The sequence below is a fragment of the Lysinibacillus sp. NPDC056232 genome, from assembly GCF_042267565.1.
GTDB lineage: Bacteria > Bacillota > Bacilli > Bacillales_A > Planococcaceae > Lysinibacillus.
On sequence record NZ_JBHJTF010000030.1, the window covers coordinates 1 to 20574 of the forward strand.

General features: G+C 38.9%; 20 protein-coding genes. 2 read left to right on the forward strand and 18 right to left on the reverse strand.

Annotated elements, in window-relative coordinates:
* Nucleotides 1-899: 899 nt before the first annotated feature.
* The 9 genes from ACFCYJ_RS19340 to pabB all read right to left on the reverse strand — a co-directional run bounded on the left by ACFCYJ_RS19340 (nucleotide 900) and on the right by pabB (nucleotide 9219).
* On the reverse strand, nucleotides 900-1172 hold the full coding sequence (locus ACFCYJ_RS19340) for a hypothetical protein (RefSeq protein ID WP_376075956.1): 273 nt from the start codon (nucleotides 1170-1172) through the stop codon (nucleotides 900-902).
* A 336-nt stretch (nucleotides 1173-1508) separates the two neighbouring features.
* A complete protein-coding gene (gene lysS / locus ACFCYJ_RS19345) occupies nucleotides 1509-3011 on the reverse strand; it encodes a lysine--tRNA ligase (protein ID WP_376075958.1) in 1503 nt (500 codons plus the stop codon).
* 482 nt (nucleotides 3012-3493) lie between these two features.
* Nucleotides 3494-4534 carry a tRNA dihydrouridine synthase DusB gene (dusB, locus tag ACFCYJ_RS19350; RefSeq protein WP_376075960.1) on the reverse strand — a complete coding sequence of 347 codons (1041 nt, stop codon included), beginning with the start codon at nucleotides 4532-4534 and terminating at the stop codon, nucleotides 3494-3496.
* A gap of 103 nt (nucleotides 4535-4637) precedes the next feature.
* Nucleotides 4638-5159 carry a 2-amino-4-hydroxy-6-hydroxymethyldihydropteridine diphosphokinase gene (folK, locus tag ACFCYJ_RS19355; RefSeq protein WP_376075961.1) on the reverse strand — a complete coding sequence of 174 codons (522 nt, stop codon included), beginning with the start codon at nucleotides 5157-5159 and terminating at the stop codon, nucleotides 4638-4640.
* Entirely contained in the window at nucleotides 5159-5524 is a 366-nt protein-coding gene (gene folB, locus ACFCYJ_RS19360; protein ID WP_079563711.1) for a dihydroneopterin aldolase, read from the reverse strand. Before folB ends, folK begins: the two co-directional genes overlap by 1 nt.
* Nucleotides 5524-6378 carry a dihydropteroate synthase gene (folP, locus tag ACFCYJ_RS19365; RefSeq protein WP_376075963.1) on the reverse strand — a complete coding sequence of 285 codons (855 nt, stop codon included), beginning with the start codon at nucleotides 6376-6378 and terminating at the stop codon, nucleotides 5524-5526. The genes folB and folP overlap by 1 nt, the downstream gene beginning before the upstream one ends.
* Before the next feature lie 13 nt (nucleotides 6379-6391).
* Nucleotides 6392-7231, reverse strand: a complete 840-nt coding sequence (pabC, locus tag ACFCYJ_RS19370; protein ID WP_376075964.1) for an aminodeoxychorismate lyase — start codon at nucleotides 7229-7231, stop codon at nucleotides 6392-6394.
* On the reverse strand, nucleotides 7232-7813 hold the full coding sequence (gene pabA / locus ACFCYJ_RS19375) for an aminodeoxychorismate/anthranilate synthase component II (protein WP_376075965.1): 582 nt from the start codon (nucleotides 7811-7813) through the stop codon (nucleotides 7232-7234). It abuts the gene before it with no gap.
* A complete protein-coding gene (pabB, locus tag ACFCYJ_RS19380) occupies nucleotides 7810-9219 on the reverse strand; it encodes an aminodeoxychorismate synthase, component I (RefSeq protein ID WP_376075967.1) in 1410 nt (469 codons plus the stop codon). Before pabB ends, pabA begins: the two co-directional genes overlap by 4 nt.
* A gap of 196 nt (nucleotides 9220-9415) precedes the next feature.
* Between pabB and ACFCYJ_RS19385 the strand changes: the two genes are divergently transcribed.
* The gene (locus tag ACFCYJ_RS19385; RefSeq protein ID WP_376075968.1) at nucleotides 9416-10264 is read left to right on the forward strand and encodes a copper amine oxidase N-terminal domain-containing protein; all 849 of its coding nucleotides are present in this window, start codon (nucleotides 9416-9418) and stop codon (nucleotides 10262-10264) included.
* 154 nt (nucleotides 10265-10418) lie between these two features.
* On the opposite strand, the gene cysK is transcribed toward ACFCYJ_RS19385, so the two are convergent.
* The 5 genes from cysK to ACFCYJ_RS19410 all read right to left on the reverse strand — a co-directional run bounded on the left by cysK (nucleotide 10419) and on the right by ACFCYJ_RS19410 (nucleotide 14444).
* The gene (cysK, locus tag ACFCYJ_RS19390) at nucleotides 10419-11348 is read right to left on the reverse strand and encodes a cysteine synthase A (RefSeq protein WP_376075969.1); all 930 of its coding nucleotides are present in this window, start codon (nucleotides 11346-11348) and stop codon (nucleotides 10419-10421) included.
* A 294-nt stretch (nucleotides 11349-11642) separates the two neighbouring features.
* A complete protein-coding gene (locus ACFCYJ_RS19395; RefSeq protein WP_376075971.1) occupies nucleotides 11643-11804 on the reverse strand; it encodes a hypothetical protein in 162 nt (53 codons plus the stop codon).
* A gap of 14 nt (nucleotides 11805-11818) precedes the next feature.
* A complete protein-coding gene (locus ACFCYJ_RS19400; protein WP_376075973.1) occupies nucleotides 11819-12790 on the reverse strand; it encodes a peptidyl-prolyl cis-trans isomerase in 972 nt (323 codons plus the stop codon).
* Nucleotides 12774-13655, reverse strand: coding sequence for an Hsp33 family molecular chaperone HslO (hslO, locus tag ACFCYJ_RS19405; protein WP_376075974.1), 882 nt, complete (start codon nucleotides 13653-13655; stop codon nucleotides 12774-12776). The genes ACFCYJ_RS19400 and hslO overlap by 17 nt, the downstream gene beginning before the upstream one ends.
* 21 nt (nucleotides 13656-13676) lie before the next feature.
* Nucleotides 13677-14444 (reverse strand): type III pantothenate kinase, encoded by a 768-nt coding sequence (locus ACFCYJ_RS19410; RefSeq protein ID WP_376075975.1) that lies wholly within the window; start codon nucleotides 14442-14444, stop codon nucleotides 13677-13679.
* A 570-nt stretch (nucleotides 14445-15014) separates the two neighbouring features.
* On the opposite strand from ACFCYJ_RS19410, the gene ACFCYJ_RS19415 reads away from it, so the two are divergent.
* Entirely contained in the window at nucleotides 15015-15323 is a 309-nt protein-coding gene (locus tag ACFCYJ_RS19415) for a hypothetical protein (protein WP_376075977.1), read from the forward strand.
* On the opposite strand, the gene ACFCYJ_RS19420 is transcribed toward ACFCYJ_RS19415, so the two are convergent.
* The 4 genes from ACFCYJ_RS19420 to tilS form a co-directional block, all read right to left on the reverse strand.
* Nucleotides 15316-16149, reverse strand: a complete 834-nt coding sequence (locus ACFCYJ_RS19420) for an aldo/keto reductase (protein WP_376075978.1) — start codon at nucleotides 16147-16149, stop codon at nucleotides 15316-15318. The two genes, ACFCYJ_RS19415 and ACFCYJ_RS19420, sit on opposite strands and share 8 nt — an antisense overlap.
* 129 nt (nucleotides 16150-16278) lie before the next feature.
* The gene (gene ftsH / locus ACFCYJ_RS19425) at nucleotides 16279-18303 is read right to left on the reverse strand and encodes an ATP-dependent zinc metalloprotease FtsH (RefSeq protein WP_376075980.1); all 2025 of its coding nucleotides are present in this window, start codon (nucleotides 18301-18303) and stop codon (nucleotides 16279-16281) included.
* Between the two features lie 242 nt (nucleotides 18304-18545).
* Entirely contained in the window at nucleotides 18546-19088 is a 543-nt protein-coding gene (gene hpt, locus ACFCYJ_RS19430; RefSeq protein WP_376075981.1) for a hypoxanthine phosphoribosyltransferase, read from the reverse strand.
* Nucleotides 19089-19152: 64 nt separating this feature from the next.
* Entirely contained in the window at nucleotides 19153-20559 is a 1407-nt protein-coding gene (gene tilS, locus ACFCYJ_RS19435; protein ID WP_376075983.1) for a tRNA lysidine(34) synthetase TilS, read from the reverse strand.
* Between the last annotated feature and the right edge of the window lie 15 nt (nucleotides 20560-20574).

Consider the following 20574-nt stretch of genomic DNA (forward strand, 5'->3'; position numbering starts at 1 on the left):
CAGCGTTCGTCCTGAGCCAGGATCAAACTCTCCATAAAAGAAATTTGATTAGCTCAAATTGTTTTGCTGGCATCATGTTTGATGTCCAAAATTTTGTTTCGTTCACCAACTCAAGGTTAGCTACTAAAAACTTTATTGATTACGTTTTGCTTGTTCAGTTTTCAAGGTTCATTTCGTCGCCGTTTTGTTTCGACAACTTTTATAGTATAACATTTTCTTGTTTTTGTTGTCAACTCTTTTTTAGAAGTTTTTCATCTCTTCTTTAAAAGCAGCAACTCTTATATAATACTACTCTCGGTTTTCGATGTCAACATCTTTTTTCGATGTTTTTTCGAATCCGTTTTATTTCTTACGTCGTCTTAACGACAAGTAATAATTTATCACGATTCCAATGCAACCGCAAGTGTTTTTTTGCTATAAAAATATATTTTATATAAATACCGAATTAATAAGCTATTTTACGATTTTTCGAGTATTAAATAAATCTTATAATCTTCTAGCAATCACTTTATTTGTTTTACTATACATCTCTTTCTCATAATTCTCAACAAACTAAATAAAAAGATCCTTACCACTATCAAAATATAGTTCTTTTTAAAGGATACTTTCTCGAGCTCTCCTTGATAATGCATCAAAGACCCTACACATCAGAACGCTCCATCTCCCTCTCGTCTTTTACACATTGCCCTATCAAATACTCAATCACGAAAAAAGGAGCCAAAGTGCTTCTCCTACACCTCGACTCCTACTTATTCATGTTTATTACTTTTTTAACTTTATTGTTCCGCACATAATAATAAAAGAAAGAAGGATACAATAATATGTTCGCTTTTCAAATACGGAATTCAAAATTGAAAGTGTGTTTTCAAACTAAAATATAAAGAATCTACTAATTCTAATTAATTATTTTGTTTGTCAACTACATCTAAGCACCAAGAGAAATTATCCCATGCCGAATACCAGCCACTGAAAATTTCGGAAGAATCATCCCAACGGACATCGAACTTCTTCTGACCATTTACATCCACTAAATATAAAGCAAGGGTCGGTTCCGACTTAGAAACCGCTAATTTCATACCGTTTTCTAGCTCTTCCTCAGTAAACAGAACATCTGAAACTGAGCGTACTTGCGCCTGTTCAAATACTAGTTTGTTAAAGATTTTATAATTCATTATAAGCCTCCAATAATACTTCTAAATGTCTATTTCTACTTTATCTGCAAATTACAGAACTCTAAAAGTATACCTTATATTCATTCATCATTTAAATACTCTACTTAATTCTTTCTAATTTAAACTTTTCAAACATTAACTAAATAGTCATCGCAGAAGATGCAAAACAGGAGTCTTAGTGCTTCTCCTACACCACGACTCCTGCTTTTTCACGATTACCTCTTAACAAAGCTGTTCTTTTCTAGTTCGATTACCGCTTTTTATCCCGGGTAGTAGTCGTGCTATATCCTTTTATCAATTATGCCTCAGCAAAATTGCGTCCGGAAGTTAAAACAACTATTTAGTAGTATGACGCATTGTAGGGAATAATAATACGTCGCGAATTGATGGCGAATTTGTAAGAAGCATGATTAAACGGTCGATACCAATACCCAATCCACCTGTTGGAGGCATACCGTATTCTAACGCTTCAATGAAATCATTGTCCATTTCATGCGCTTCATCATTACCGGCTGCTTTTTCAACTAACTGAGCTTCAAAGCGCTCACGTTGGTCAATAGGATCATTTAGTTCTGTAAAGGCATTTGCATGCTCGCGTCGAACGATAAATAGTTCGAAACGGTCAGTGAAACGCTCGTCCTCTGGATTTTTCTTTGCTAGAGGTGAGATTTCTACTGGGTGACCATAAACAAATGTAGGCTGAACAAGAGTCTCCTCAATCTTTTGCTCGAAGAACTCGTTAATAATATGCCCTACCTCATGTGTTTCTTTAACCTCTACTCCATGTTCTTTAGCAAGCGCTTGAGCTTGTTCCTTAGTCATAGGTTGCCAGAAGTCTACACCTGTAGCCTCTTTTACTGCATCTACCATATGAATTCGTTTCCAGCCTACAGCAAGATTAATGTCATCTTCACCGTATTGAACTGTAGTAGTACCCAAAACTTCTTGCGCTACATGAGCAATAAGGTTTTCTGTTAGAGACATAATATCTTTGTAATCCGCATAAGCTTCATACAGCTCTATCATTGTGAATTCAGGGTTGTGGCGTGTTGAAATCCCCTCATTTCGGAAAACACGACCAATTTCATATACTTTTTCTAGTCCACCAACAATTAGACGTTTCAAATGCAGTTCGATTGCAATACGCATATATAATTCCATATCAAGTGCATTATGGTGTGTAATAAACGGACGAGCCGCTGCACCACCAGCAATTGTATGAAGCATTGGTGTTTCTACTTCTAAATATCCTGCATTATCTAAATGATTGCGAATAGCACGGATAATTTTAGAACGTGTAATGAATGTTGTTTTACTTTCCTCATTCGTCATTAAATCTAAATAACGTTGACGGTAACGTTGTTCAACATCTTGTAAGCCATGGAACTTTTCTGGCATAGGGCGTAACGCTTTTGATAAGAATGTAAATTCTTCAGCCTTTACTGAAAGCTCTCCCACTTGTGTTCGGAATACATTACCACGAATCCCTACGATATCACCTAGGTCAGCTTGTTTAAATAATTCATATGCTTCTTCGCCAACATGATCCTGACGAACGTAAATTTGAATTTGGCCACCTAAATCTTGAATATGTGCAAAGCCAGCTTTTCCTTTACCGCGTTTCGTCATAATACGACCCGCAATAATTACCTCTTGTAGGTTTTCCTCTAGCTGCTCTTTTGTTTGATCTGCAAATTGTTCACGCACTTCCGTTGATAAATGCGTACGTTCAAAACGGCTACCAAATGGATCTTGACCATTTTCTCGAATAGCCGTCATTTTTTGGCGTCTCACCAAAAGCTGATCATTTAATTCTTCTATGTTTGACACTTGATTCACTCCTTATTAAATTGTCCGCGTTGCGTTTACATCCATAATATTTCTATTGTACACAATTTTATTGCTGTAATCATCTGTTTCGTTTTAATTTCCATAGCAGAAAAAATGATTAATAATTCTAAAAATTGATATTGGCAGAAAAATAGACGTCTCAAAACAATGAGACGCCTTTTTAATGTAATCAATTATGCCTCGGCATAATTGCGTCCGGAATCGGCTTTGTGCTTAGGCCTGCAGATGTTTTTTTGTGCGAAAGCGAAGCGACAGCAACAGCACCGATGCAGGTCAGTTAGCCGTTATCGCATGGATGCGATGATTTTAGGCTAACATCCTTTATGAACTCCTTTCCGATTCCGTGACATCCGCCGGAGGCTTTAGGCCAACACGATGTTGGTTACTCAGTCGTTGCCACAGGACGTGGCGCTCTTAGACTGAGTTCCTCTATTTCAGCGGATGTTTGTTTGGACACGCGCTGAAAGAAGTTAAATAAACAATTCTTTCGCTTCTGGTACTATTAATGTAGATTCAAGCTCTTCATAGTCTTGTACTATTCCATTTAACAGTGCACGAAGCTCTACCGCAGTTTCTGTTTGGTTAATCGCTTTACGCGCTTTACCATTACCGCGAATACCTTTTAAATACCATGAAGCATGTTTACGCATTTCACGTACTGCCACACTCTCTCCTTTTAATTGCATAAGGCGTTCAAAATGAAGCAAACACACATCAATTTTTTCACGTACACTTGGCTCTTCCTTTAGCTCACCCGTTTCAAGGTATTGAACTGTACGATAAATCATCCATGGATTACCTAAAGCAGCGCGTCCAATCATTACTGCATCTACCCCAGTAGTATCAAGCATACGTTTTGCATCTTGAGGAGTTTCTACATCACCATTACCAAGCACAGGAATTTTCACATTTTCCTTTACTTGACGAATGATATCCCAATTTGCTTTTCCTTCGTACATTTGTACACGTGTACGTCCATGAACAGCTATTGCCGAAGCACCAGCACGTTCAGCAGCTTGTGCATTTTCAACAGCAAAGATATGCTCGTCATCCCAACCAATACGCATTTTTACGCTGACAGGTTTTTTTACAGCATCTACAACAGCAGCTACCATTTCATATAATTTATTCGGGTCTAAAAGTAACCGAGCGCCTGCTTCACATTTAATAATTTTATTAACTGGGCAGCCCATATTAATATCGATAATATCGGCAGATGTATTTTCATCTACATACTTGGCCGCTTCCACTAATGTGGCCTTATCACCACCGAAAATTTGCAATGAAAGTGGATTTTCACGCTCATCGATATAAAGCATGCCTAGTGTTTTTTCGTTTTTCTGGACAATTCCTTTATCACTAATCATTTCTGCATATACTAGCCCTGCTCCAAACTCCTTAACAGTTAAACGGAAAGCAGAGTTACAAATTCCAGCCATTGGCGCTAATACGACACGGTTGTCCATAACTATATCGCCAATTTGAAACGGATTCTCAGTTGTCTGACTCAACGATGTTTTTCCCCCTTCTATAGGTTCTCACCTATTCCTCTATATATCTATCGTTAATGCTATGCAGCATATCCCAATAACCTTTAACTACTGGATTAGAAACTTAATTGACGGACTGCAACATTTTCAGCTCTGCCGATGCTCGCCATAAAGTTACGCCTTCCTCTTCACAATCCATCTGTCGCATTATATCATGTACCCTTTGCAGTTGTTCTCCAACTGGCGCAGGGTTAATTTCTATCAGTGGTACTAGTACGAAAGCTCGCTCATACATTCTTGGATGTGGAACAATTAAGCTTTCCGTCTCAATATTTTCGTGATTGTAGAGCAAAATGTCAAGGTCAATGATTCGTGGGCCCCATCGAAATTCACGAACCCGCCCTAGTTCACTTTCAACCCATTGGCAAATTTTCAGCATTTCGGAAGATGAATAACTCGTTTTAATATGAACAGCAATATTTAAAAAGTCTGCTTGGTCCGTGTAGCCTACAGCTGCTGTTTCATAAACTGAAGAAATTTGTACAACTTCAATTTCATCTTTTCCCTCTAAAAGTTTCACAGCATGTTGTAGGTTTTCAAATCGATTTCCCATATTTGTACCGATCGATAAATACACATCATTCATTAGTAATCACCTCTCGTTACCTCTACTGACACCTCTTTATAATAACCATGTATCGGTGGGTCTGGTTTAATAAGCTCCACGCGAACACCCTTAACCTTTTCTGAGTATGTCTCTAAAATACTGTTTGCTATTTTTGAAACAAGTGCTTCAATAAGCTTGAACGGCTCGCCTTCTACGATATCACGGCATAACGCATAAACCTCTGCATAGTTCACCGTATAATCCAAGTCATCTGTCTCTCCAGCCTTTGTCATATCTACAGCAAGTGAAACATTGGCACGGAAGCGTTGACCGAGTGTTGTTTCCGCTGCTAAAACACCGTGATAGCCGTAAAACTGCATATCCTTTAAATGAATATAGTCCATTACGCTTCCTCCTTATAGATACGCTTACCAACTAAAATATCAGCCATATGTGTAGCTCGCGCCATTTCCTTTACATCATGCACACGAATCATATGACAGCCCTTTTCAATACCGTAAACAACTGTTGCTCCTGTACCTTCTATACGCTCCTCAACAGGTAGCTTTAAGACATTACCAATCATTGATTTACGTGAAGCCGCAAGCAAAACAGGATAACCCATTGCTACCAAATCCTCTAAATGCTGCATCATTTCTATATTTTGAGCGGTAGTTTTCGCAAAACCTATGCCCGGATCTAAAATAATATGATGATCTGGTACACCTGCATTCCGAGCAATAGCAATACTCTTCTCTAAGTCGGCCTTTGCCGTCATCCAGAAATCAGTACCATAATTAGTATTGTCTCGATTATGCATTAAAATAATCGGTACATTTAAATCTGCAGCAACCTGAGCAATCTCAGGTTCAGCTTGCGCTCCCCAAATGTCATTAATAATATGAGCACCTGCTTCAATGGCTGCACGCGCTACGTTCGCTTTATACGTATCAACCGAAATAATTGCTGGTACTTCAGCTGCTAACGCTTGAATAACCGGTACAATTCGTGCAATTTCATCCTCATCAGAAATACGTTCATAACCTGGTCGCGTTGATTCTCCACCAACATCAATAATTTTCGCACCCTCAGCTACCATTTTTTTCGCTTGTACAACAGCAGCTTCAACGTTATTGTACTTTCCTCCATCTGAAAATGAATCCGGTGTGACATTTAAAATACCCATCACAAAAGTTTCTGCTGTATAGTCTAACGTGATACCGTTAATAGTTAATGTTGTTGTATATTTTTCTAGCATGTAAACTCTCCTTCTATTCTTGTTCCACTTCATTGACAAATGCTTCATATAAACGCGAATAAACAGGCCCTTTATTGCCTAATAACTGCTTGTTCTCTAAGTTACGAATCGGAACAAGCTCTTGTATAGAGTTAGTAATAAAGCACTCTGAACTTTGCTCTATATCCTCTTTAGTAAAGAAACCTTCTTTTACCTTAACCCCTAGAGATTGTGCTCGCTCAACTACCCACGCTCGGATAATACCAGGTAAAATACCAGTCTCTAAGGAAGGCGTATATAGTATATCATTTTTCATCCAAAAGATATTTGACGTAACACCTTCAGCAACAAAGCCATCTTCCGTTAAAAAGAAGCCCTCTTGTTGTGCCAAAGATGGTATCTCAAAACGCCCAAGAACGTTATTGCCATAATGATGTGATTTTACTCGAAGCCCTTTTTCAGGAGTATTACGTGGTGTTACAAGCCACTGTGCGTTTTTTTCCATACCTCGAGGTGTATCATGTAATTCTTTGCGAAAAACAATAACATTCGGTTGTCTGTATTCAGTAGGCTGTAACCCGATACCATGCTCTCCAGCTGAAACATTTATACGGAAATAACCATCTTGTCCATTGGCCTGTTCATTTAATTGTTGAACAATCTTAAGTAAATCCTCTTCGGTATAGGACATATGAATACGATATTGAGAAAGCGCGTTTTGCAACCTTTCCATATGTGCTTCCCAGCAAAACACCTTTCCTTTATACGTTCGAAACGTTTCAAAAAAGCCTAACCCGTATAAGAATCCATGATCAAATGGTGATATGCGCAAATCCTGCGCCGCTATGTAGTCTCCATTCATCCAGCACAGCATTTACTTCGCTCCCTCAACATACAAATCTATAAACTGGCGTAGAAGCTTTTTACCTTGTTCTGTCATAATCGATTCAGGATGGTATTGCACTCCCTCTATTGGATAATCCTTATGACGAATGCCCATAATTTCGCCTTCTTCTGTCCATGCCGTCACTTCAAAACATGCAGGTAATGTTCCCTTCTCTACAATTAAAGAATGGTAACGAGTAGCTGCAAATGGATTTGGCATCCCTTTATGCAAACCTATTTCAGCATGTAGAACAGGTGATGTTTTACCATGCATCAAACGCTCAGCTCGTATGACATTCCCCCCGAATACTTGAGCAATGGCTTGATGACCAAGACAAACGCCTAAAATCGGAATATTTCCCGCGAAATACTTAATAATGTTCAGGCTTTCACCCGCTTCATTCGGACTACATGGCCCCGGAGAAATGACAATCATATCTGGTGCAAGCTGCTCAATATCTTTCACCGTCAATACATCGTTTCTTTTAACCACTAATTCATGACCAAATTCCCCAAAATACTGTACAAGGTTATACGTAAAAGAATCGTAGTTATCAATCATTAAAATCATTTTGCTCGCTCCTCCGCCATTGCCTTTGCCTGCCACATCGCCTTCGCTTTATTTAAAGATTCTTGGTATTCTCTTTCCGGAACAGAATCAATAACAATGCCTGCTCCCGCCTGAATATGTGCTACTCCATCTTTAACAAATGCTGTACGAATGACAATATTAAACTCCATATCACCTGTGTAGCCTAGCCAGCCAATCGAACCCGTGTATAATCCTCTTCTTACAGGTTCTAATTCTTCAATAATCTGCATCGTACGAATTTTCGGTGCACCTGTTATTGTCCCTCCTGGGAACATGGCACGAATAACGTCTGCATTGGTTTTCCCTTCAGCTATTTCTCCTCGTACATTGGAAACAATGTGCATCACGTGTGAATAGCGTTCAATCACCATGAACTCATCCACTTCAACCGTCCCATACGTAGATACTCTCCCTAAATCATTGCGTTCTAAATCAACAAGCATTACATGTTCAGCACGTTCCTTGTCGTTATCAATCAATTCCTGAGCTAACGCTAAATCCTCCGCCTCGGATTTTCCTCTTGGTCGTGTACCAGCAATCGGTCGGGTAGACAATTCATTACCGTGACGCTTCACCAAAAGCTCAGGTGAACCAGAAACAACAGCAAAATCCGGTGCCTCTATATAAGCCATGTAAGGTGAAGGATTAAATGCACGTAACGCTTCATATACATCCATTGCAGTTGCGTTTAACTTTTTAGATTGACGTACTGACAAATTCACTTGAAATACATCACCTTGCGCTATATATGTTTGGATTTTACGTACTGCTTCCTCAAAGGCAGTCCCAGCGAATGATACTAATAATTCATTTTCATCATTTACTATTTCTACAGCGCTTGTCTTTTCAAATTTACGTGTAAGCAACCCTTCTTGCGCGGCCCCTTGCCACGTATTAGCCCATTCTTCCAAATCTACATGACAATCAGCTAGCTTCATAAGCGTAACTTTATTTGTTTTCACATCGTGTACTGCCCAACAATCAAATATATAAAAATAGATATCTGGTATATGTAAATCATCTACAGCAGTATTAGGTAACACTTCAATTTTACGAGCATAATCGTATGTAACAAACCCGATAGCTCCACCTTGAAAAACAGGAAGCTCCGCATTATTTGAAATGCGATAGTTCTCCACTAATTTCTCTAACAAGGCAAGAGGTTCACCGATTAAATTTTCAGTCTCACCATTTCTCCAATTTACAAGCAAACCATTTTCGACCGATTGTGCTGTAGCTAGCGGATTCCAAGCAGCTATTGTAAAATGTCCCCCGCGTCCACTTTCTAAAAATACATGCGCTTGTTCTGCTTCTGTTTGCTTCTTATAACTATAAAAAAACGAGTCTGCATCCATCGATATTGTTTTCGTTAGTATTGTCTTCAAGTTGCTATTCCCCTTTAAGTCATATGATGTGATTCCATCTTAACTTGAATATTGCTTTGAAGCGACTATTTTTCAATTGGCACTTAATTCAACTTCTTTATAAATTGTCTAAAGGAAAGGCTTTTGCTATACTAATCGAAAATAGAAATATTTACTAATTATGTATGTTTATTTTACAGAAAAGGAGCTGTTACAAATGAAAAAGGTTTTTTCAGGGATTTTCCTAGCAATGATCCTCATGCTGACTTCTCTACCTGCATATGCAGCACATAGTACTATTAAGATAGATGGTGTTGTCGTTACTACCGATGCGGCACCAGAAGTTAAGAATAATCGAACAATGGTGCCCTTGCGTGTTATCAGTGAAAATTTGGGGGCAACAGTAAATTGGACAGATTCCAAAGTAACACTAACTAATAACAAAATGCAGATCACGTTAAAACCGAATAGCAACACCGTCATAAAAAACGGTAAAACAGAGTTACTTGATGTCAAACCATATTTAAAGAACAATAGACTATTTGTTCCTATTCGATTTATTGCAGAGACTTTTGGTTGTCAGGTCAATTATCAAAATTCAACAGTAACAGTGGATACTGAGCCATTGGTTATGAACAATGTTAAAGTAAAAGCTGTTCAATATGAATACCACATGACAATGGGTGGGGTCATACAGCAGATCCAAGGGAACACCTATAATAAAGCCTTATATAAAGTGTTCGTTGAAAATAAAGGAAACCTAGTCGATGCTCCTGCTAACTATTCATGGCAGTATGATATAGACAATCCAGGTTCCTATTATAAACTTGGACAATATAAATTTATGAGTCATGAAAATAAAAGCATTCAACAGTTTGACCTTTATTCTTTAAATACAGCCTTCCCAGATGAAGAATTGAAAGGGTACCCGGAAGTATTAATTCATGATGTCACTGCAGATAGATGGTATTTATTCACTGATAAAGCACTTGAATCTATTAATCAATTAATGAATACTGCCACTAACAACGGCTTCGTAAAAGTCTTAAGCAATACAGTTGTCTAGTGAAGTCTATTCTAATCATTTTTTGAACTGCCCGTAAATGTTAGTTATACCGCTAACATTTACGGGCAGTTTTTTTATGATCAATTACGTCTCGGCACAATTGATCATAAAAAAAGACTCCTCATTAAAGGAGCCCTTCATACATATAATTGGATTAGTCTTCAAATTGATATAAAGGTGTTGATAAATAACGTTCCCCATTTGAAGGAACAATTGCAAGGACATTTGAACCCTTACCTAAACGTTTCGCTGCTTCAATAGCAACATGGATAGCTGCGCCTGATGAAATACCACATAAGATGCCTTCTTCACGTGCTACCTTACGAGCTACCTCGAAAGCAATCTCATTTTCAACTGGGAATACAGTAGAGTAAACATCTGTATCCAATACTTCAGGTACGAAGCCAGCTCCGATACCTTGAATTTTATGAGGCCCTGGTTGACCACCAGAAAGTACTGGTGAATCTTTTGGTTCAACAGCAATAATTTCAATATCTGGGTATTTCTCTTTTAGCACAGCACCTGCACCCGTAATTGTACCTCCTGTACCAACACCAGCAACAAATGCATCTAATTTTAAGCCTTCAAATGCTTCTACAATTTCTGGACCAGTTGTTAAACGGTGAACAATAGCATTAGCTGGGTTCGTGAATTGTTGTGGTAAGAAGTAGCCATGCTCAGCAGACAATTCCTCCGCCTTAGAAATTGCACCTTTCATCCCTGCTGGTCCTGGAGTTAATACAAGCTCTGCACCATATGCACGTAATAAGTTACGACGCTCTAAGCTCATTGTTTCTGGCATTACTAAAATTGCTTTATAGCCTTTTGCTGCAGCAATCATTGCAAGACCAATACCTGTATTTCCAGAAGTAGGCTCAATAATTGTACCACCTGGCTTTAATGTACCATCTTTCTCAGCTGCTTCAATCATCGCTAAAGCTAAACGGTCTTTCACTGAGCTGCCCGGATTAAAGTATTCTAATTTTACATAAACAGTACCTTCGTTTTCACCTGTCGCATGATTTAATTTAACAATTGGTGTTTTACCAACTAATTCAGCCACTGAGTTTGCTAATCTACTCATTTATCAATCCACTCCTAATCCCTACTAATTTTATAGGTTTTACTTATTTTTGATTTTATCAATTTTTCCATTCGATTGTCAATAAATATAACTTATATTTTCAGAATATTTATTACAACCGATCCAATCTCAACTTGAAATGGCGTAATTACATCATAAAGCTTTCACCACCATTTGCGAATGAAGAGAAACAAAAATCTGCTCAATATCCTTGGGTGGCCGTTACTCTGTTGACGCTAAACGTCTGCAGGGGTTTCCCTGGCTCACTTTTCCCGCAGATATCTCGCAGATTCTTTAACTTCTTTCAGCAAATGTTTTATGTAGCGAAAGCGAAGCGGCAGCTACAGATGTTTTTTGTAGCGAAAGTAAAACGGCAGCTACAGATGTTTTTTGTACCGAAAGCGTAGCGACAGGTACAGATGTTTTTTGTAACGTAAGCGAAACGTTGATACTCATTTCAGAGCAATCTGTTATTTACCTTTTTTCGCTTCGCCGTAATACCAAGTTGCATTAAATTCAGACCAAAATGCTTCTGGTGTAACAGATTGTGACAACTGCTCTAAGGCAAGCTCTCGTTCAATATGTTCTTTCACATCGTCATATGTAAAGGATTGCCCTTCTAATATCTCTTGTACTTGTACAATTCCATAATGACCGTTAGCAAGCTTAAATGCTTTACTAACCTCACCTGCTTTTAAAGCTTTCACTGATTTTAAAATGGCAGCATCGACATTTTCTTGGTTTTCTGTAAGGAAACCGATATCTCCACCTAAGCTAGCCGACGCACTGTCTAAGGATATTTCACGTGCTAGCACCGAAAAATCAGAGGCATTTTTTATTTCACTTAATGCTTCCTCAGCAGCTTTTTTTGAGTCCACCTCTATAAAATTCGTACGATAGCTTGTTTTCGTATTGTATAGCGCTTGGTTTTCCTCATAATATTTCTCAATACTACCTTTTTTTATAACCACATCTTTCGTCAACACCTTATCCAAAATAAGCTGTGAGCGAATTTTTTGTCGTAGTTGCTCTGATGAAAGGTTTTGCATCGCAGTATCAAATTTATCTTGAGCAGAACGCATTAAGGCTAACTCTAAATCAATCTCCTTATCCGTCACTTGAATTTTAAATTTTTTAGCAGCCTTTTCCATCACAGATTCATTCACTAAATTTTGTAGCGTCTCTTTACCATAGCGTTCCTCCATGGCATTCATCCACTCTTGACGTGTAATATTATCCCCGTCAACGGCAGCGACTTGCTCGTCGCTACCAATTTCCTGGTCTTTATTAGGGATTAACCAAGTAATAAACCATAAAATATTTCCTAATAACAAGATTGCAATAACTGTTAAAGCCGGTTTTGTCTTAAGACGTCGTTGCAGTAAGGGCGTTTGGTTAGGTGTTCCAGCGGATAAAGGTCGTCGATTACGCGTTGAGCTCATCAATAAATCCTTCTAACTCTTCTTTTGAGAAACGGTATGTTTCTAAACAGAAGTGACATTGTGCTTCTGCTTCGCCATCCTCTTCAATCATTTCTCGAATTTCCTGTGTCCCTAACCCTAAAATCGCTGCACCAAATCGCTCTTTTGAACATTGACATTTAAATTCTACAGGCATGGAATCTAAAATTTGTAGATGACCTTCTCCTAATACAGCCTCTAAAATTTGCTCAGGTGTAAAACCTTTTTCAATCATTTTTGAAACCGGCTCTAAAGTAGCTAGATGCTGCTCGATTTCATTGATTGTCTCTTCATCACAGCCTGGCATTAATTGAAGGATAAAGCCACCAGCTGCAAGAATTGTATTATCAGGATTTACTAAAACCCCTAACCCAACTGATGAAGGTACCTGCTCTGATGTAGCAAAATAGTAAGTAAAGTCCTCAGCAATTTCACCTGATACAATTGGCGTTTGTCCAGAAAACATGTCTCTCAAGCCAAGATCTTTTACGATTGTTAATGCACCCTCTGTTCCAACACCCGCTCGAACATCAAGCTTACCGTGCTCGTTTAAATCGAAATGAACGTGAGGATTTGTCACAAAGCCACGTACTTCACCATGCGCGTTACTGTCAATTACCATTGGACCGATTGGACCGTTCCCCTCAATTTTAACAGTGATTTTTTCCTCACCTTTTAACATGGCACCCATCATCACCGCAGCAGTCATAGAACGACCAAGGGCCGCCGATACAACTGGCCATGTATTATGACGTCGTTGTGCTTCTCCTACTGTTGCTGTTGTACAAGCCGCAAAAACACGAACTTGCCCATTGAATCCTAAACCTCGTACTAAATAGTCCTTCATAAATGAAATGTCCCTCATTTCTTATTGATTGCGTTTATATAGCTTATATAAGCCTTTTAATGTTAAAAACGGGTCGACTACATCAATAGCTTGTGTCTCCCCAGCAATTAAATTTGCTAATCCTCCAGTAGCAATTACTAAAGGTTCTTCCTTACTTTGTGCTTTCATACGATTGACAATTCCCTCAACTTGCCCAACAAAGCCATAAAAAATTCCGGCCTGCATAGCAGATACGGTTGTCTTTCCAACAATATGTGCAGAGCGCAATATTTCAATACGCGGTAATCTAGCTGCCTGTGTATAAAGCGCCTCTGTTGAAATCGATATACCTGGAGCGATGGCACCGCCCATATAATCGCCCTTTTCGTTTAAGTAACAATATGTCGTGGCAGTACCAAAATCAACAATAATCAGTGGTGCTTTATAATCATCAAGAGCCGCAATAGCGTTCACTATACGGTCTGAGCCAACTTCACGAGGGTTTTCATATTTAATATTCAATCCTGTTTTCACACCTGGTCCTACGACGAGCGGTTTTTTTCGAAAATACTTTTGACACATCGCTTCTAACGAAAACATGATTGGTGGTACAACAGAGGATATAATAATGCCTTTAACCTGTTCAAATGAAAGGCCTGCATGATTAAAGAAAGCTAATACTTGCATCGCGTATTCATCTTCTGTTTTATGAAGGTCTGTCACCATACGCCAATGGAAGGCCAATTGATCGTTGTCATCATAGACACCCAATACGATATTCGAATTTCCTGCATCTAAAACTAAAATCATGGTTGATGCCTCCAATTTATTGCCCCTCATCGTAATTGTACCTGTCACTATGCAATTGATACAACTAAAACAATGCATATTCATGCACAAAAAGTAAAGATCAATTATGCCTCGGCATAATTGCGTCCGGAATCGGAAAGAAGTTAAAACACTTTAGAAAATGATACCACACTTTTATTCCTCTGAAATAGCATTCATGCTCACTGTAAAAAGGAGAAACCCTAGTTGTTAGGTAACTCTTTCAAATTAAATCTAATACTAAAAAGTGCAGTTGATTTCCGTTCCAGGCTACTCGCTTTCCTGTGGGCGAGCGACGAGCCGCTTCCTCCGCTCCGTGCAGGGTCTCGCCTGTCTCGCTTTCCCACGGGAGTCGAGTAGCCTTCCACTCCAATCAGCAATAGTATAGAACTTTTATAAAATTTATTCATTTGTTGTTGCTGTCGCACAGACGAAACCCTTTTGCTATAAAACTACATGTCTAAGGATACTTGCTATGTGAATCAGTTGATTTACTTTGTTAAAACGTATGTCATGTGATTTGGTTGATTGTAGTGGAGACTGGGCGACTCCTTGGGGATTAGCGTCACAGATGAGACCCTGGAGCGAGCAGCTAGGGGAACGAAGGCTAAAACCATCACGTCCTGTGATAACGCCTTCGTGACCAACATCGTGTTGGCCCAAGCGGCTCATCGGACGCCCCCAGGAAGCTCTGCTCTGCGCGAAAGCGAAGCGTCAGCGGCAAATGTTTTAACTGTGCGAAAGCGAAGCGTCAGCAACAAAGCGCCCAGTCGGAACGGAAATCACCCCCTCGTTTTGCCGAAGAGCCATACTATGAAAAAGGGGCTACCCCATATTGGTAGCTCCTTTCATATTATTTAAAATTAAATTTTTCTGGGTCTGGTCCGCAACGTAATCCGTCGTTTAGTGCATCTAACTGAGCCATTTCTTCTTCTGTTAATGCAAAGTCAAAGACCGTTAGATTTTCCGTCATGCGTGCAGGAGTCATTGTTTTTGGAATAGTGACTACATCATGCTGCACATCATAACGTAACACGATTTGTGCAGGAGTTTTGCCATATTTAGAAGCTAGCTGCTGAATCAATGATTCTTCCAATAAAGAACCATTCATTAATGGTGACCACGCTTCTACCTGTACTCCTTTCTCCTTACAAAATGCACGTACTTCCTCTTGAGTTAAGTGCGGATGAAATTCAATTTGATTAATAACAGGAACAACCGATGTTTCCTTTAATAAATTTTCTAAATGATGAACATGGAAATTACTAACACCAATTGAGCGTACACGTCCATCCTGATAGACTTTTTCAAGCGCTTTATAAACATCAACATAATTTGTATCTATACCTGGCCAGTGAACTAAATATAAATCTAGATAGTCTAATCCTAATTTCTCTAAACTACTATCATAAGCTGCCAGTGTTTCTTCATAGGAAAGTCCATCGTTCCAAACCTTTGATGTTACGAATAGTTCTTCACGTGTTACTAAGCCCTCGTCAATCGCTGCACGAATCCCTCGTCCAACACTTTCTTCATTGCGATATACTTGGGCTGTATCAATGCTACGGTAACCTTTTGCAATAGCTGTTTTTACCGCCTCAGCCAAGTCATCCCCTTCAGGTACTCGAAAAACGCCATAGCCGATTAACGGCATTTCTAAACCATTATTCAATGTTACACTTCCCATGTTTCAACACTCCTATCTATTTTGGTCCTAACATATGAAAGAACCTATATAACGTTATCGTAATACCTAATGCCGAAAAAAGGCAAAGAAAAAGACTGCTTACTAAAATCGTAAACAGTCTTTCCCATATTAATCACGCTTTTCATCGATACCTTTTGGTGTATCATTCGACTCTCGGCCTTCTTTAGGTAAATCAGCTGTTGTTGGATCTGGCTCATTGCTAAGCAATTCTTTTTTAACAGCCTGTTCACCAACTACATCTACTATTGGCTGACCTTCAGCATTAGGAGCTTTTTCAACAACCGGTTCTACCTCTGGTTCCGGTAAGACACCGTGATCACGTAAATGCTCGATTTCTTGCGCATTCAATGTTTCTTTTTTCATTAATGTGTTAGCAATTAAATCAAGTAATCCACTTTTTTCAGTTAGGATTCGTTTAGTACGCTCATATTGTGAATCGATAATTTTTTGCATTTCCTTATCAATTTCATAAGCGATTGAATCAGAGTAGTTTTGATCTGAATTAAAGTCACGACCAAGGAATACATTCCCACCCTGACTTGAACCAAACTGCATTGCACCAAGATTTTCACTCATACCATATTCAGTGACCATGGCACGCGCAATACTCGTTACCTTTTGGAAGTCATTATGTGCCCCAGTAGATACTTCACCAAGTACGATCTCCTCTGCCACACGACCACCAAGAAGTCCAGCAATACGGTCTAGTAGTTCTTGTTTTGTTGTGAAGAAACGTTCTTCCTTCGGTAACATAATCGCGTAACCTCCAGCTTGGCCACGAGGGACGATTGTTACTTTGTGTACTGTATCTGCTTCATCTAACTCTAAACCAACAACTACGTGCCCAGCTTCATGGAAGGCTACAAGTTTCTTCTCTTTCGCTGAGTAAACGCGGCTAGCTTTTGCTGGACCAGCAATTACTCGGTCAGATGCCTCATCGATATCTGCCATATTGATTGTACGTTTGCTTTTACGAGCTGCTACAAGTGCAGCTTCATTTAACAAGTTCTCTAAGTCAGCGCCTGAGAAACCTGGTGTACGTTGTGCAACAGCTGCCAAATCCACTGTATCTGATAAAGGCTTGTTACGCGCATGTACTTTTAGAATTGCTTCACGACCTTTTACATCAGGATGTCCTACTGTAATTTGACGGTCAAATCGACCAGGGCGTAATAACGCTTTATCTAAAATATCTGGGCGGTTTGTTGCAGCGATAATAATAATACCTTCGTTTGCTCCGAAACCATCCATTTCAACTAACAATTGGTTTAATGTTTGTTCACGCTCGTCATGGCCACCACCAAGACCTGCGCCACGTTGACGACCTACTGCATCAATCTCATCGATAAAGATGATACAAGGTGCATTTTTCTTTGCATTTTCGAATAAGTCACGCACACGTGATGCACCGACACCGACAAACATTTCTACGAAGTCAGAACCTGAAATCGAGAAGAATGGTACGCCTGCCTCACCTGCTACTGCTCGTGCAAGTAATGTTTTACCTGTACCAGGAGGACCTACAAGTAAGATACCCTTTGGAATTCGAGCACCTATTTCAGTAAATTTGCGGTGATCTTTTAAGAAATCAACAACCTCTACAAGCTCAGCTTTCTCTTCATCAGCACCCGCTACATCTGTAAAACGAACTTTTTTCTTCTGATCGTCATAAAGTTTAGCTTTACTTTTACCAAAGCTCATCACTTTATTACCGCCACCTTGAGATTGACTCATTAGGAAGAAGAATAAGAAAATGATAATGATGAAAGGAATAATTCCTGTAAAGAACTGAATCCATCCACTTGTTTCTGGTGCTGTTAAATATTTAATATTACTATTCTTATCCTTAGCAGCCTCATCGATGCGTTCCATTAAAGATTGGTTATTGGTAGGGATGTTTGCAGTAAAGCTTTCCCCTTTTTCATACCCCTTCAATGTACCTTCAACGATGTATACTGATTTATCAGGTTGAATTGTAGCACTTGTTATTTCTTTCTTATCTAGAGCTTCTTGAAACTCAGGATAAGTTAACTCTTTCGTCGGTGCCTTTCCACCATTGAAAGTACCAAATATACCGATAATCACTAAGAAAATCAGTAAATAGAATATGGTATATCGAAATATTCGATTCATCTCCAGCCTCCTCATTACAAACAGAAAAATTATAAGTAAAATCTTAACATATCATGATTTCATCATACAACGAAAAGCCCTACATAAAAAAAGTTTCATCCGATTTTTGTCGAAATCGAAAATATTTATGCAAGTATGTTTCAGCGTAGTTGTATCTAACAGTGTACCCAGATTTTTGAATTATGTTTCGCTGGATGCCCTTACTTTTCATAGCTGGTGTTCTTTCGTTAACTTCTTCCTTGTTAGAAAGAATAAACTTCTGGCTTTAAAATGCCGATGTATGGTAAATTACGGTATTTCTCCGCATAGTCTAAACCATATCCTACAACAAAACCGTCTGGTACTTCAAAACCAACATAATCAGCTGCTAAGTTTACTTTACGACCTGATGGTTTATCTAACAATGTAACGATTTTGATGGATTTTGCTTTACGGTATTTAAATAAGTCTACTAAATAGCTTAACGTTAAGCCACTATCAATGATATCCTCGATGATTACTACGTCACGCCCCTCGACGCTTGTATTTAAATCCTTTAGAATCTTTACTTCACCAGATGAAACTGTAGCATTGCCATAGCTAGAAACATCCATAAAATCTAGCTCAATGAAAGAATCGAAACGTTTCATTAAGTCTGTCATAAAAGGCATCGCTCCTTTTAAAACACCAACAGCTAACGGGAATGAATCTTTGTAATCCGCTGTCAATTGTGCTCCTAATTCAGCGATTCTTTCTTGCAATTGTTCTTCTGTAATCATAACTTTTTCGATGTCATTTTGTAACATATCGATTCCTCCTCATGTGTATAAAAAAATGTTCAACCATTTGCGGTGAAATTTTACAAAGACCTTAGTCTACGATGAGCACTGTATCATCGTTTGGTTGCGGAGAGGTTGAAAACAACGTTCCCATACGCGCACCAATTACCGCTACGACCTCTTCAGATTGAGAAATCAGTAACGGCCAGCTATTCCGCTCATTTAAAGGAATCTTTTCATCAATAAAAAGGCGAGATAAGCGTTTTGGCTGATCCATTCCTTTTAACAGCATTCTATCCCCGTCCTTACGCGCCCTAACATAGAGTGGAAGTTTGAGTTTGCTAGCGTTAAAATAAAAAAGTTGTGCAGTATCCGTCAGCATTTCAGACGATAAATCAGGCAACTCGACTACGCATAAACGTTCACCCTTTGTCAGCGTTGTCCACTCATTAGCAGTTGAAATAATTATTTTCTCAGGAGAAGCTTGACCTTCTAATGGCCCTCTCTTCCGAATCGTAAATTTACCGTAACGGCGAACTGCTATAAAATTTTCTGGCAAGTGAACTTCAGCATACCCAGCTGTCGTATCAAAAAGCTTTGTAATTGAAATCAATAAAGCATAACTTTGTATCGTACTTGAATCTTTGTAAAGATAGTTTAATAGTATTAAAATGAGCCTCCTTTGTAAAGCAAGTGGTACCAATTGAAGAGCCTTAATTTCCATGCTATATGTATTTCCGTCTATTCTTTTTACTATTCTAGAAAATACATCCTCCGCTAATGTCATTAAATAGGCATCGTCTTCTTGCAATTGTTTTGTAAAGTGGGTTACTTGCTCTGTTACTCGTGGATTTTCCGCCTCCAACAAAGGCACCACATGATGTCTAAAACGATTGCGTACATAAGTGTCCTTAGCATTGCTAGCGTCTTCCCGATAATCTAAACCTTGCTTAAGTAAATATTCCCTTATTTCGGACTTTGTAACCGTTAAAAACGGACGAATTAATGTTTTTCCTTCAAAAACACGCTGTGAACGTATACCTTGCATACCATTTATCGTTGCATTTTTTGTCAGGGCCATTAATACTGACTCCAGTTGGTCGTCCGCATGATGTGCAGTTACAAGCTTGCTAGCATTTGTTTTTTCCATGACCTCTTTGAAATATTGATACCGTTCTCTACGACAAATAAGCTGTGTATTCCCATTTTCTAAAGCCATAATCTCTGGTATAGGAATAGCCTTTGCATATAAGTATACACCATACTCATCACAATATTTTTGGACAAAAGCTCTGTCCTCAGCAGATGCTTCACCCCTTAGCATATGATCAACATGCACGGCTTCTACCGTAATTCCCCACCGCTCTTTTGTTTTGACAAAATAATGGAGCAAAGCCATTGAATCCACTCCACCCGAAACGGCGATGAGAAGATGGTCGTCTTGCTGTAATAATTGCTCTTTTTCGATAAATTTTTTGATCTTTAATTCAAGTGACAAACGCTTCTCCTCCCC

Excerpts from the sequence above, each read along its gene's own strand:
- ACFCYJ_RS19340 (WP_376075956.1), bottom strand. The coding sequence starts at position 1,172 with ATGAATTATAAAATCTTTAACAAACTAGTATTTGAACAGGCGCAAGTA.
- folK (WP_376075961.1), bottom strand. The coding sequence starts at position 5,159 with ATGAATGATGTGTATTTATCGATCGGTACAAATATGGGAAATCGATTT.
- folB (WP_079563711.1), bottom strand. The coding sequence starts at position 5,524 with ATGGACTATATTCATTTAAAGGATATGCAGTTTTACGGCTATCACGGT.
- folP (WP_376075963.1), bottom strand. The coding sequence starts at position 6,378 with ATGCTAGAAAAATATACAACAACATTAACTATTAACGGTATCACGTTA.
- pabC (WP_376075964.1), bottom strand. The coding sequence starts at position 7,231 with ATGCTGTGCTGGATGAATGGAGACTACATAGCGGCGCAGGATTTGCGC.
- pabA (WP_376075965.1), bottom strand. The coding sequence starts at position 7,813 with ATGATTTTAATGATTGATAACTACGATTCTTTTACGTATAACCTTGTA.
- ACFCYJ_RS19385 (WP_376075968.1), top strand. The coding sequence starts at position 9,416 with ATGAAAAAGGTTTTTTCAGGGATTTTCCTAGCAATGATCCTCATGCTG.
- cysK (WP_376075969.1), bottom strand. The coding sequence starts at position 11,348 with ATGAGTAGATTAGCAAACTCAGTGGCTGAATTAGTTGGTAAAACACCA.
- ACFCYJ_RS19395 (WP_376075971.1), bottom strand. The coding sequence starts at position 11,804 with ATGAGTATCAACGTTTCGCTTACGTTACAAAAAACATCTGTACCTGTC.
- ACFCYJ_RS19400 (WP_376075973.1), bottom strand. The coding sequence starts at position 12,790 with ATGAGCTCAACGCGTAATCGACGACCTTTATCCGCTGGAACACCTAAC.
- hslO (WP_376075974.1), bottom strand. The coding sequence starts at position 13,655 with ATGAAGGACTATTTAGTACGAGGTTTAGGATTCAATGGGCAAGTTCGT.
- ACFCYJ_RS19410 (WP_376075975.1), bottom strand. The coding sequence starts at position 14,444 with ATGATTTTAGTTTTAGATGCAGGAAATTCGAATATCGTATTGGGTGTC.
- ACFCYJ_RS19420 (WP_376075978.1), bottom strand. The coding sequence starts at position 16,149 with ATGGGAAGTGTAACATTGAATAATGGTTTAGAAATGCCGTTAATCGGC.
- ftsH (WP_376075980.1), bottom strand. The coding sequence starts at position 18,303 with ATGAATCGAATATTTCGATATACCATATTCTATTTACTGATTTTCTTA.
- hpt (WP_376075981.1), bottom strand. The coding sequence starts at position 19,088 with ATGTTACAAAATGACATCGAAAAAGTTATGATTACAGAAGAACAATTG.